This is a genomic window from Moraxella pluranimalium (assembly GCF_002014825.1).
Taxonomy (GTDB): Bacteria; Pseudomonadota; Gammaproteobacteria; order Pseudomonadales; family Moraxellaceae; genus Moraxella; species Moraxella pluranimalium.
Map to the genome: position 1 here is coordinate 130,928 of NZ_MUYU01000005.1, position 12,172 is coordinate 143,099.

Below are 12,172 nucleotides of genomic sequence, written 5' to 3' on the forward strand. Positions count from 1 at the left end.
TACTTTGGCAGATGAATTTTTGGGCGGAATTTTGGTAAATGATGCATAATTTTGGCAGTTTTTATGATAATCTCATCAAAAAATCCAATATATTTGCAACTCATTATCACAAGCCGAAGTGATGAATTTGAAGTTGTATAGTCCAGTTTATTATTTAAATTTACTAAATAAATTTATATTATTGATATTCAATATTTTTCAAATAAATAATAGTTGCACTTTATTTCTTTTGGAAATGACAAAAAACGCCCACCGAATGATGAGCGTTTTGGTTGATGTTTGATGTATAAACTTAGCGGATTTCGACCGTTGCACCTGTGTTGATGGCGGTAGATAGCTCCATTGCATCCCAGTTGGTTAGGCGGATACAGCCAAGCGTTGATGGGCGATTGACCACTTCAGGGATGGCTGTACCATGAATACCGCAGTTGGCTTTATCCAATCCCATCCATAGCACACCCACAGGGCTATTTGGGCCTGATGGTAGGATGTAGCTTTTGCTTTCGCCTTTGTCATTTTTGACGGTGGCTTTGTAGGTTGGCATCTCAATCTTATTGGCGATTTTGAATTTACCCGTCGGGGCTGCACTCTGTGTGTTGCCAATGGTGCTTGGGTAAGCTGCGACAAGCACATCGTTATTATAAGCATACACGGTGCTTTGCTGTTTGTCAGCGACCACACGAGTGACTTTGGCATCAAGTGGCTGACCGGTGTTAATCACGGTGATGGTCTCGCCTGCGACAAATTTTTTGTTCGGATTGATTTTTTTGACATAGGCGACATCCATATGAAAACGCTCGCCAAGCATTTCGGCGATATTTTCATAATACAGGCCTTTGAGCTTTGAGCGAGATTCGGCATCGGCAGGCAAGGTGGCATAAGGGCCTTTGACATCAGCATCGGTCAATGTATATGACACAAGCACAGGCTGATCACTAGGAATATCGGCGGTCAGCGCATCCCAAGTTTCTTGGTTCATCTTACCAGTGACTTCAAGTCCTTTGAGCTTTTGAAAATTGGTTAAAGCCTGCTTGCTATTAACACCCCAGCCACCATCAATAGAGCCTGGCGAAACATGATTCCAGTCAAGCAAAGTCTGTAATTTGACTGTCATCGCCGTATTAACATTCATATTCGGCGACCATTCGGCTTCATTGACCTGCTGAGCATAGTCTGTCAGCTTATAAGCCGAGACACGCTTGCCATCTTTGGTGGTGATGGCATTGGCAATGGTAGATGTTGGCAAAATGACTTCACCTGAGACGATGTCGCCATCAATTGAGCTGGCAAGGGCAGAATGACTTAGCAAAACACTTGACATTGCTAAAGCAAAATAACTCAGTTTTTTCATCGCGTTTCTCAAATTTATCCAAAAAATATTGGCGATATGATGGCGTATTATAACACCATCAGCTCATGACAATAGATTTATTTTACCAATTCAATGGTGCCATTGGCGGTATAAGTCAAGGTGGTATTGCCTGCTTCGAAGTTTTGGGCTTCGATACCTGCAGCGGCATCCATAGCTTTCATGCTTGCCATCATGACAGGGCGTGCATAGTAGTTATTACTGCCACCAAGATTAACATTGACAATCTTATAACTGCTTGCACCAAAGGCTTGGCTAATGGTATCGGCTTCTGTGCCAAAACGCTTGATGGCTTCGAGTTGTAGGCGTTTTTCTTCGCTGTCATGCAGTTTTTCGGATACGCCAAAGCTGATGTTTTCCATCACCATTGTGGATTGCAAATCTGCAATCAGCTGGCTGGCTTTTTCAAAATCCTGACTCTTGATATCAAGAGATACCGAGCCTGTAAAGCCAATGATTTTGCTTTTATTATCATAGCGTGGATAGGTGTTTTGGCGACCTGTGGTGACGGTCACTTCAGGGTAGCGTTTGGCGATTTGTAGGGCTGAATTGATGGTGCTGTTCAGCTCTTTGGCAATGGCAGCGGCGGTGCTTGCTTGAGAGGTCTTGCTAAGACTTGCACGAATCTCATCATTGGCGATTTCGCTTTTGACTTCGCTATTAAAGCTGATACGGTTATAATCTTCGGCAAGTGCTGTGCTGCTGACGGCTAGTAGGGTGCTCATCAATAGGGTTTTGCTAAGTGTTTTCATGGTGTTCTCCTGTTTTTGGTGATGGTACCATTATAAAGGGAAATCGCTCAGCAAATGTAACAGAATATGTCAATAAATGTATCGTAATGGTTGGTAATTGTGACAATAAAAAAAGGGCGTGCAATACGCCCTTGAGATAGATTTAACAGTGCTTATGTTGGCTTAGTCCAGCTTGATTTTATCTTTTAACAAAAATTCCATCAAGGCTTTTTGGGCGTGTAAGCGGTTTTCGGCTTCATCCCATACGACCGAACGTGGGTCGTTCAATAAATCAAAGCTAATCTCTTCGCCACGGTGCGCAGGCAGGCAGTGCATAAATAGCACATCAGGATCTGCTTTATCGAGCATCGCAGGGCTGACTTGATAAGGGGCGAAACGGCGAGCACGAGTCAGCTGCTCGGATTCTTGACCCATACTTGCCCAGACGTCGGTCGCAATCAGGTGTGCGCCTTTGGCAGCTTCTTGCGGATCTTCAACATAAGTGACGCAGTGACTGTACTCTTCGATCAGTTCAGGGTTTGGCTCAAAGCCATAAGGCGCAGTCACACGCAGCTGAAAGCCAAACTGATGGGCGGCAAGAATGTATGAAGCACACATATTATTGCCATCACCGACCCATGTTACGGTCTTGCCTTTGATACTGCCACGATGTTCATAGAAAGTCTGCATATCAGCCAGTAGCTGACATGGATGGAAATCATCAGTCAAGGCATTAATCACCGGTACTGATGAATGCTGGCAAAACAGCTCAAGCTTGGCGTGCTCAAAGGTGCGAATCATGATGATATCGACCATGCTTGAGATGACTTTGGCTGAGTCTTCGATCGGCTCACCACGACCAAGCTGTGTATCTTTTGGTGATAAGAAAATCGCATGACCACCAAACTGCCCCATACCTGCTTCAAATGAAATACGAGTACGAGTCGATGACTTCTCAAAAATCATGCCAAGTGTGCGACCGACGAATGGACGGTAAATCTCGCCACGATGTTGCATTTGGCGAAGTTCACTGGCACGACTGATGATGGTTTCAAGTTCGGTAGGGCTTAAATCCAAAAGATTTCGAAAATGGCGTACGCTCATGTTGGCAAAATTCCGTCCAAGATTAAAATTCTAAGTATAGCATTGGCATGGGTGATTGACTAGCTTTTTTCGCTGATTTATCAGTTAAGCGCTATTAGGCTAAGCATTGCTTGACAACATCTCAATATGTCGATTGGGTCGCTGGGTCAAACGGCACATCAGCTCATAGCCAATCGTCCCTGCACAGCTTGCAATCTCATCAATATGCGGTGTATCACCCCAAAGCACCACAGGCGCACCGACTTCAATGGCAAGCCCATCAATATCCACCATAAACATATCCATCGCCACACGCCCAAGAATGGCGCATGAATGCACCACGCCGTCTGTGTCGGTGATGGCAACGGATGCACCTGTCACCACTCTAGGATAGCCATCGCCATAACCGATACTGACCACGCCGATTTGATACGGTTTGTCGGCTTGCCATAGCGCGCCATAGCCGACACTATCGCCTGCGTGTAGCTGATGGATTGCCATGATTTTGGCAGATAAGGTCATGGCAGGCAGTAGCCCTAAGGCGGTAGCACTGTGCTGTGCGATAGGCTTTGAGCCATATAGGGCAATGCCTGCACGCACCCAATGATGGTGATGCGCTGTAAAATTAAAAATCCCCGCCGAGTTGCACAGCGAGCCTTGAGTGTCAGGGGCGAATGCTTGGATGGCTTGTAGCGCATGATTAAATCGCTCAATCTGCACTTGATTGAGTGGATGCTGGGCATCATCAGCGCAAGCAAAGTGCGTGGTCAAAATCACACGATAACCTGCTTGGATAAGCTGCTTAGCTTTTTGGATGATGTTATTAGTATCAAAACCCAGTCGGCACATACCTGTGTTGTATTTTAGCCAAATGGTGCGACAAAAACTATCAGCATTTGGCAGGCTTTGTAATGCCCACTCAAGCTGATTATCCTGATGAATCACACAGCCAAAATCCTGCTCAATAGCCGTCAGCCATTCATCATAACTAAATACGCCTTCAATCAATACCACAGGCTTAGTACGCTTAAGCTGTGCCAGCACATCCTGCACCGCCAATGCTTCACTCATACAAGCCACACCAAAACCATCAGCATCCATCAGTGCAGGCACGGCAGCAGCTACCCCATGTCCATAGGCGTCTGCTTTGACCATAGCAAGTACTTTGGTGGTGGGCTGTGTTTTGTCTTTGATGACTTGTAGATTATGTGCCAAAGCATCTTGGTGGATGGTGATGGTTGCACTGCGCATGACTATCTCGGTATTGATAATTGTAATAAAAAAACTGGTTAATCAGATAAAAATAACTGGCTAATCATCCGCTTCTTCGATGTCGATTTCTTGACCCGGAATCATATTATCAAAGCGGGTAAATTCACCGGTAAAAATCAGCGGTACTGTGCCACGTTCACCGCTACGGTTTTTACCAATGATAAGTTCGGCTTGGTTTTGGATTTCGGTTTTGTCTTGATGATAGTACCAATGACGATAGACGAATAAGATTAGGTCGGCATCCTGCTCAATCTGCCCTGATTCACGCAAATCCGACATCATCGGGCGTTTGTTCGGGCGAGATTCTAGGCTGCGGTTGAGCTGTGATAGAGCAATGACGGGGCATTTGAGCTCACGGGCAAGCGCCTTAAGACTTCGAGAAATTTCGCCAATCTCATTGACACGGTTTTCGGTGCCATGCACACGCATCAGCTGTAAGTAGTCAATCACCACAAGCCCAAGCCCATCAGGGTGATTTTTGGCGATACGCCGACAGGTAGCACGCACTTCGGTGGGCGATAACTCCGAGCGAGAGTCAATATATAGGTGCTTATCTTGTAGCCAAGCGTTGGCACTCATAAACATTGCCCATTCATGTTCGCTCATATTGGCAGACATCAGCCTGCCTTGATGAATACGTCCCCATGCCGAAATCATACGCATGGCAATGGATTCGGCAGGCATCTCCATCGAGAATACGGCAACGGCTTTGCCGGCATCGAGCGCCGCTTGGGCGAAGTTTAGCGCAAGTGCGGTCTTACCCATCGCAGGGCGAGCCGCTAGAATGATTAAGTTGCCCGCCTGAAAGCCTAGTGTCTTGTTGTTGAGCTCAACAAAGCCTGTGTCAATCCCTACCAAGCCCCCATCACGCAGGCGAATCTCTTCTAGCTGGGTGGCGACATTGGCAAGTACATCATCAATGCGTTGTGGGCCTTCTTTATTTGTGCCATTGGCAAAGTTCTCACCGATGCGAAAAATATCCGCTTCGACGGTATCCAAAATCTCGGTCACTGTCTGTTTTTTTGGATGATATGCCAAATTCAGCATGGTGTTGGCGGATTTAATCAACTGACGATAGACGGATAAATCTCGTACTTTTTCGGCGTAGCTGACGAGATTGAAATAACTGGCAGGGCTTTGGTTGATTTGTAATAAATATTCTTCGCCACCGATTTGGCTAAGCTGGTCGATTCTGGATAGATAGTCATGCACCATCAAGCTGTCATAAGGCTCATTGATGCGTGCTAGGTGCGAGATGGCTTCAAAGATTTTTTTGTGACGTTCGCCATAAAAATCATCCGCCGTCACCACCGTATCAATGCTATCAAACGAGTCATTGATACTCATCAAAGACGCAAGCAGTGTCCGCTCCATCTCAATGTTGTGCGGTGGCTGTAGGGTGAGTAAGCTGTCTTTGGTGTCGGTTTTTTTGTCCGTCATGAGTGTCAATGCCTGCTAATAAGTCTTGGTGCTATCACCAAAATAATGCTAAAATTCTCTGTGTTTCGGACGCTGATTTTAGCACAAAATCGGCAACAATCCTACAAATTCACTTTGGGAAATTCACCAATGCAAGCTAAGTCTTTGATAGCGCAAGCCAATCAGCAAATGCCAAACCATACAAGCGATAATGATTCTACAGACGCTCATTCATCTATCAAACCACTACTAATCACCACAGGCGAACCAGCTGGGATTGGTATGGATATTGTCATTGATGTCTTGTGCCATCATGGTGATGAGCTTGGCGGCTCGGTGCTGATTTTGGCGGATAAAGTGGCGTTTTTTGAGCGGGCGGCACAGCTTGGCATGGATAAGCACACGGCATTGACATCGATGGTGGTGCTTGATGATTTACAAACCGACCAGTTGGATGGTGATAACTTAAGCCATCATCTCAAAGCTTCTTTTGATAATCATTCTAAGCCGACTGTCTATTTGATGCACATACCTTGTACTGATACAGTCATCGCATCACAGCTAAACCCAAACAATGCCAAGATGGTCGAGCGACAATTGTCAGTTGCCCACAGGTTAGCAAGCGATGGCGTGGTGCGAGCCATCATCACCGCACCGCTCCAAAAATCTGTGATGATTGATGGCGGTGTGCAGCTGGATAATGGTGATTTGTTCAGCGGTCATACCGAGTATTTTATGCACAAGGCAGGCTGTGATAAGGTGGTGATGATGCTTGCCAATCAGGCGATGAAAGTGGCATTGGTGACAACCCATCTACCATTGCGAGCTGTGGCGGATGCTATTACCACCGATGAAGTGGCAAGTACGGTCGCCATCACTCATCATGCGCTAAAGGCACAGTTTGGTATCCCAAATCCAACCATCCTAGTCTGCGGACTCAATCCACACGCAGGCGAGAGCGGTCATTTGGGCGATGAAGAGATGCGTATCATTAATCCAGTACTACAACAATTCCGTGATGATGGCATGGATATCTCGCTTGCCATGCCGGCCGATACGCTATTTACCCGCCATCATCTATCACGCTGTGATGCGGTGATTGCTATGTATCATGATCAGGGACTCTCCCCGCTCAAATCGCATGGCTTTGGTGATGCGGTGAATATCACACTCGGGCTACCCTATGTGCGTACATCGGTGGATCACGGCACGGCACTCGATTTGGCAGGGACGGGGCAGGCGAGTAGCTCAAGTTTATTACAGGCGATTGCTTATGCGTTGATGATGAGTTGAGAGCGGGAGATGCTTTTTTTGTTTGGGATTTGCCAAATTTATCCAATCTTTAGACATAATAAATCTTGACTTTTAATCAATAATAAGCTAAATTTATAATGAAGTAATTTTGTTATCACTGTTAATTTAGGAAATGTTATGAAAAAATTTGCATTATTGGCGTCATTGCTTATCGCTCAATCAGCATTTGCTTGGCACTTTAGTTCAACGGATTACTATGGTCGTAGCTATGAAATTGTAAATAGAGACGGTGCTACTGTTTTGGTTTCTGGTGTTCGTTGCACCAAAACCGATGGGCATGATGCACTAACTGTTGCTGGTTATTTTTCACCAACTGGCAGATATAACGCAGTCAATAAATCTTACAGAGGTGCAAATGTTAAGCGTGCAAATACATCAACTGCTGACGTCTTATCTTCTTATATGAAGTTTTGTGCTAAAGTGAATCAAATGAACTAATTGTTCGATTTGCTTAAAATTCGCAAATTTCAAATATAAACCCAGCCATATTCAGTCTTGGTTGGGTTTTATAATATTTATTAAAACATTTTTTTGTATGATTTCATGTTGATTTTTAATAGGCTGTAATTTATGTAATTCAACCATTATAAATATCAAAATATTAGCATTGCCATCATTTGACACTTCCAAAAATTATCACTTAAGTACCCACCAAAAAATCCCCAAAAACTCAACAAATCATGGTATGATAAACGGTTAATTTTTAGATTAGTTAAGTTAGAATTTATGCACATTATTCCAAAATCTCCACAACAAGCCAATCACGCGCCCCGTAAGCGTTTTGGGCAAAATTTCTTGCACGACACCAATGTCATCGCCCAAATCGTCACATCGATTCGCCTTGATAAATCGGACAATCTGCTTGAGATTGGGCCGGGGCTTGGTGCATTGACCGAGCCACTACTTGCCGAAGTCGATGGCATGACAGTGATTGAGCTTGACCGTGATTTGGCGTCCCAGCTTAAGATTAATATTGGCGCAAATAGCCATCCTGATTTTACCATCATCAATGACAATGCCATGCACATCGACTATCGCACTTTGGCGGATAAAGTGGGCAAGGGTGCGTTTCGTGTGGTGGGGAATTTGCCTTATAATATCTCGACGCCGATTTTGTTTCGCTTGCTTGAGTTTAGCGATGTCATCAAAGATATGCACTTTATGCTCCAAAAAGAAGTGGTTGATCGCATCACAGCAGAGCCTGCCACCAAAGAATACGGCAGATTGTCGGTGATTATGCAGTATTATTGCCAATCAGAATATCTATTGACCGTACCAAAAGGGGCGTTCAATCCACCGCCAAAGGTCACGAGTGCCGTGTTTCGCCTGATTCCGTATGCCATCAAGCCAATCACTGCTATTGATGAGCCGACCTTTGAGATGGTGGTGCGTGAAGTGTTCAATCATCGCCGTAAGACCTTGCGAGCGATTTTTAAGGCAAATGCATTGTTGCCGACTTTGGACGAAGCGGATTTTGAAGTTGTTGGTATCAATCCACAAGCACGCCCAGAGACCTTGAGCGTGGCAGAATTTGTTGCGTTGGCGGATTTGGTTGTTGCCAAAAACAAGCTTGATTAATATCATTGCTTAAGCTGTGTTTGATTTGAATAACTGGTTATCATTATTTAGCTGTATGAAAAAATACAAAACCAAAAATTATCGTCATGAATATGTCATTGGTGATTTGCAAGGCTGTTTTGGGGCGTTCAACCAACTACTAGAAGTGCTGGATTTTGATGAGACCCAAGACAAGATTTGGCTGGCTGGCGACATTGTGGCACGGGGTGAAGATTCGCTATCGACCTTGCGTGAAGTCAAGCGATTATCCGATATTGGTGCGTTGACCACCGTACTTGGCAATCATGATATTACGCTGATTGCCACTTGGCGGGGGGTGATGAATCCCAAGCCAAAGGATAAGACGGCGGCGATTTTTGCTGCACCTGATTGTGATGAATTACTTAACTGGCTACGCAAGCAACCGCTACTGGTGTATCCTGATGACAGAACGGTGCTCACCCATGCTGGCATCCCGCCTAATTGGAGTATCAAAGAAGCCAAAGGCTATGCCAAAGAGCTTGAAAAACAGCTTGGCGGTAGCCTAAAACAGCTTGACCGCCTACTGCCCAATCTATATAGCAAAAAATCTGATGAATGGTCTGATAAGCTAAACGGCTATAAGCGGATGCGTGCCATCGCCAACTATTTTACACGGATGCGTCTGTGCACTGCGTCGGGCTTGCTGGAATTTTCGTTCAAAGAAACGCTCAAGGACACCATGCCAAGCGATTTTCGCCCGTGGTTTGAGTGGTTTGTGGTGCGTGAACGTCGCATTTTATTCGGTCATTGGGCTGCGCTCAAAGCAGAAGTTGCCACCAAAAATGTCCGTGCGCTCGATGGCGGCTGTGTATGGGGTGGCAAGCTTGTGGCATATCGACTCAGCGATGGTGCAGTGATTGAAGTGAGCGGGGCATAAGATGCGGGTTTTGTTGGTTGAAGACGACCATTCGTTGGGCGATACCATTCGTACTTGGCTGGATTTGGATGGCTTGACGGTGGATTGGGTGCAAGCAGGTCATTTGGCAGTGAGCGCCATCAAAAGCTATGACTATGCCTGCGTGCTACTTGACCGTGGCTTGCCAAATATGTCGGGCGATGAAGTGCTAAAGTTTATCCGAAGTGAAAAATTACCCATCGCCGTGCTGATGATTACCGCCCAAGACAGTATCAAAGACCGTGTCGAGGGGCTGGATTTGGGTGCGGATGATTATTTGGTCAAGCCATTTGACCTAGAAGAAATGTCAGCTCGTATCCGTGCTGCGGTGCGTAAATATGGCGATAGACCAAGCACGCCAATCCTAACTCATCAAAGCCAATCAGGTATCATTAGCCTAAACCCTGCCAATAAGCAAGTCATGCTCAATGATACACCTGTCACGCTCACGCACAAAGAATACATTGTCCTGCATCGCTTGCTACGCAGTCCATCGATGGTGGTGTCAAAAGAGCAATTAGAAGATGAGCTATACGGCTGGGGCGAAGAAATCGAAAGTAACGCCATCGAAGTGTATATCTCACACCTACGCAAAAAACTGGGCGCAACGACCATCAAGACCATTCGCAAACAAGGCTACATCTTAGGCGAACATCATGCTTGAGATGGATGTGCCTGTGGTATTGCGGACGTTGGGGTTGTTTTTCGTCACGGCGATTGCTGAGATTTTGGGGTATTATTTCCCTTATTTGATATTAACTCAACACAAATCCGCATGGCTTTGGCTGCCCACAGCCATATCATTGATGGCTTTTGTGTGGTTATTGACCCTGCATCCTGCTGCATCAGGGCGTATCTATGCCATGTATGGCGGTGTGTATATAGTCACGGCGCTCTTGTGGCTTAGGTTCGTGGATGGTGTGAGCTTGACACCATGGGATGTGGCTGGTGGCGTGATTGTGCTGATGGGTGCAATGGTCATCATCTTGCAGCCGGTGCGTTAGTGGGTGATGATATGAAAGTAATTTCTCTAAACACGCAGTTAATCAAAAGCACGATTATCATCAGCTTGATTTTGGCGTTGCTTGGCTTTATCGCTATCTGCTTATCTGTGGCATATAGTAATAATCATGTCTTTGATGAGCTGCTCGAGAGCAATGCCCATGCCTTGCTTGGTGATAATGACAAGGCATATCCTGATATTGAGCATAGCTTGCAATATCTCAATGATGAGATGGATATTGAATATCAGGTGATTAATAAAGACGGGGTGATGCTTAGCAAGACCTTATATTCCCCTGATGCGCCGTATCTGCGACAGTTTGATAATGATGCTTATTATAATATTTGGCATGATGGTGGATTGTATCGTATCTATACATCCTACGACCAAGGGCTTAATCGCTATGTGCAGATTGCACAGCCGTGGAGTCAGCGACTAGAGTTTGCCGTGCCGATTGTGGCGAATTATGCAGGCTTTATGCTACTGCTATTGATTGCGTTATTGATTGGTAATTCGTTGGCAATTCGCAAAAATCTCAAACCTTTAAATAATCTTAAGCAAGAGATTAGCCAAAAAAACCTACAAAACTTATCACCCATCACACCGCCAATTGTGATTAGCGAAACCAAGCCACTGCTTGAAGCCATCAATCAGCTTTTTGCACGCTTGATTCGTGCCAAAGAAGCCCAAGAGCGATTCACCGCTGATGCATCGCATGAGCTACGCACGCCCTTGTCGGCGGTTCAGATGAAATTGCAACTGTTACAGCGTCGCTATGCACAGGATGATGCGGTGGTGGCAGGCTTGGATGAAGTACGTCAAGATGTCGGCAGGGCGACGGCGTTGGTTGAGAGTTTGCTTGCTTTGGCGCGGCTAGATAGCGATGCCATCAAGGAGGACTTTTGCGAGATTGCGGTGGTGGATTTGTTGACGGAAGTGGTGGCGCGTATGCAGATGCCTGCACAGAACGCCAATGCCGTGTTACACCCTGTGTTTCTTGAGCGGTCATTGGATGGTGTGACTATCAAGGCGGATGAGCGGTTGCTGGGTTCGGCAGTTGGCAATCTGATTGATAATGCCATTAAATACGGCGGGGCAGGTGTGGCGGTATGGATTGATGTGACACATACTTCACAGCAACTGACAATCACGGTCAGTGATAATGGCGTGGGCGTCAGTGATGCGGATTTGGCTCGGTTGTCTGAGCGATTTTTCCGTGTGCTAGGCAGTCAAAAAACTGGGTCAGGCTTGGGACTGTCTATCGTCGCCAAAATCGCTGAACATCATCATGGGCAGCTATTACTCGCCAAAAGCACACAGCACGGCGGACTATCTGCCAGTATCGTACTACCAAAGGTAAAATAGGCTATTTTGGTGCTATCGATGGCTCAAGCCAAAGCTTGAGAAACAGCTGGCTAATGGACAAAATTCATGATAAAACCCCGCTCAAAACGATACGACATCAAGGTTTGAACCGACCCCCAATT

At 45.8% G+C, this 12,172-nt stretch carries 12 protein-coding genes; 7 read left to right on the forward strand and 5 right to left on the reverse strand.

Annotated elements, in window-relative coordinates; all coding sequences use genetic code 11:
• Positions 1-292 precede the first annotated feature (292 nt).
• The 5 genes from B0680_RS01130 to dnaB all read right to left on the reverse strand — a co-directional run bounded on the left by B0680_RS01130 (position 293) and on the right by dnaB (position 5,895).
• The gene (locus B0680_RS01130; protein ID WP_228143727.1) at positions 293-1,321 is read right to left on the reverse strand and encodes a L,D-transpeptidase family protein; all 1,029 of its coding nucleotides are present in this window, start codon (positions 1,319-1,321) and stop codon (positions 293-295) included.
• Positions 1,322-1,428: 107 nt separating this feature from the next.
• Positions 1,429-2,121 carry an SIMPL domain-containing protein gene (locus B0680_RS01135; RefSeq protein ID WP_078253214.1) on the reverse strand — a complete coding sequence of 231 codons (693 nt, stop codon included), beginning with the start codon at positions 2,119-2,121 and terminating at the stop codon, positions 1,429-1,431.
• A 162-nt stretch (positions 2,122-2,283) separates the two neighbouring features.
• A complete protein-coding gene (argF, locus tag B0680_RS01140; protein ID WP_078253215.1) occupies positions 2,284-3,204 on the reverse strand; it encodes an ornithine carbamoyltransferase in 921 nt (306 codons plus the stop codon).
• 99 nt (positions 3,205-3,303) lie between these two features.
• Positions 3,304-4,434, reverse strand: coding sequence for an alanine racemase (gene alr / locus B0680_RS01145; RefSeq protein ID WP_078253216.1), 1,131 nt, complete (start codon positions 4,432-4,434; stop codon positions 3,304-3,306).
• 60 nt (positions 4,435-4,494) lie between these two features.
• On the reverse strand, positions 4,495-5,895 hold the full coding sequence (gene dnaB, locus B0680_RS01150; protein ID WP_078253217.1) for a replicative DNA helicase: 1,401 nt from the start codon (positions 5,893-5,895) through the stop codon (positions 4,495-4,497).
• Between the two features lie 168 nt (positions 5,896-6,063).
• On the opposite strand from dnaB, the gene pdxA reads away from it, so the two are divergent.
• The 7 genes from pdxA to B0680_RS01185 all read left to right on the forward strand — a co-directional run bounded on the left by pdxA (position 6,064) and on the right by B0680_RS01185 (position 12,050).
• Positions 6,064-7,167 (forward strand): 4-hydroxythreonine-4-phosphate dehydrogenase PdxA, encoded by a 1,104-nt coding sequence (gene pdxA, locus B0680_RS01155; protein ID WP_078253231.1) that lies wholly within the window; start codon positions 6,064-6,066, stop codon positions 7,165-7,167.
• A 138-nt stretch (positions 7,168-7,305) separates the two neighbouring features.
• Complete coding sequence (locus tag B0680_RS01160) at positions 7,306-7,626, forward strand: hypothetical protein (protein ID WP_078253218.1); 321 nt, start codon at positions 7,306-7,308, stop codon at positions 7,624-7,626.
• A 288-nt stretch (positions 7,627-7,914) separates the two neighbouring features.
• Positions 7,915-8,766 carry a 16S rRNA (adenine(1518)-N(6)/adenine(1519)-N(6))-dimethyltransferase RsmA gene (rsmA, locus tag B0680_RS01165; protein ID WP_078253219.1) on the forward strand — a complete coding sequence of 284 codons (852 nt, stop codon included), beginning with the start codon at positions 7,915-7,917 and terminating at the stop codon, positions 8,764-8,766.
• Between the two features lie 55 nt (positions 8,767-8,821).
• Positions 8,822-9,664, forward strand: a complete 843-nt coding sequence (locus B0680_RS01170; RefSeq protein ID WP_078253220.1) for a symmetrical bis(5'-nucleosyl)-tetraphosphatase — start codon at positions 8,822-8,824, stop codon at positions 9,662-9,664.
• 1 nt (position 9,665) lies between these two features.
• Positions 9,666-10,346, forward strand: a complete 681-nt coding sequence (locus tag B0680_RS01175; RefSeq protein WP_078253221.1) for a response regulator transcription factor — start codon at positions 9,666-9,668, stop codon at positions 10,344-10,346.
• Positions 10,339-10,686 (forward strand): YnfA family protein, encoded by a 348-nt coding sequence (locus B0680_RS01180; protein WP_078253222.1) that lies wholly within the window; start codon positions 10,339-10,341, stop codon positions 10,684-10,686. The genes B0680_RS01175 and B0680_RS01180 overlap by 8 nt, the downstream gene beginning before the upstream one ends.
• 11 nt (positions 10,687-10,697) lie before the next feature.
• Positions 10,698-12,050, forward strand: a complete 1,353-nt coding sequence (locus tag B0680_RS01185) for a sensor histidine kinase (protein WP_158078284.1) — start codon at positions 10,698-10,700, stop codon at positions 12,048-12,050.
• The last annotated feature ends 122 nt before the right edge of the window (positions 12,051-12,172 follow it).

Excerpts from the sequence above, each read along its gene's own strand:
- B0680_RS01175 (WP_078253221.1), top strand. The coding sequence starts at position 9,666 with ATGCGGGTTTTGTTGGTTGAAGACGACCATTCGTTGGGCGATACCATT.
- B0680_RS01160 (WP_078253218.1), top strand. The coding sequence starts at position 7,306 with ATGAAAAAATTTGCATTATTGGCGTCATTGCTTATCGCTCAATCAGCA.
- B0680_RS01135 (WP_078253214.1), bottom strand. The coding sequence starts at position 2,121 with ATGAAAACACTTAGCAAAACCCTATTGATGAGCACCCTACTAGCCGTC.
- alr (WP_078253216.1), bottom strand. The coding sequence starts at position 4,434 with ATGCGCAGTGCAACCATCACCATCCACCAAGATGCTTTGGCACATAAT.
- B0680_RS01180 (WP_078253222.1), top strand. The coding sequence starts at position 10,339 with ATGCTTGAGATGGATGTGCCTGTGGTATTGCGGACGTTGGGGTTGTTT.
- dnaB (WP_078253217.1), bottom strand. The coding sequence starts at position 5,895 with ATGACGGACAAAAAAACCGACACCAAAGACAGCTTACTCACCCTACAG.
- B0680_RS01170 (WP_078253220.1), top strand. The coding sequence starts at position 8,822 with ATGAAAAAATACAAAACCAAAAATTATCGTCATGAATATGTCATTGGT.
- B0680_RS01185 (WP_158078284.1), top strand. The coding sequence starts at position 10,698 with ATGAAAGTAATTTCTCTAAACACGCAGTTAATCAAAAGCACGATTATC.
- argF (WP_078253215.1), bottom strand. The coding sequence starts at position 3,204 with ATGAGCGTACGCCATTTTCGAAATCTTTTGGATTTAAGCCCTACCGAA.
- B0680_RS01130 (WP_228143727.1), bottom strand. The coding sequence starts at position 1,321 with ATGTCAAGTGTTTTGCTAAGTCATTCTGCCCTTGCCAGCTCAATTGAT.
- rsmA (WP_078253219.1), top strand. The coding sequence starts at position 7,915 with ATGCACATTATTCCAAAATCTCCACAACAAGCCAATCACGCGCCCCGT.
- pdxA (WP_078253231.1), top strand. The coding sequence starts at position 6,064 with ATGCCAAACCATACAAGCGATAATGATTCTACAGACGCTCATTCATCT.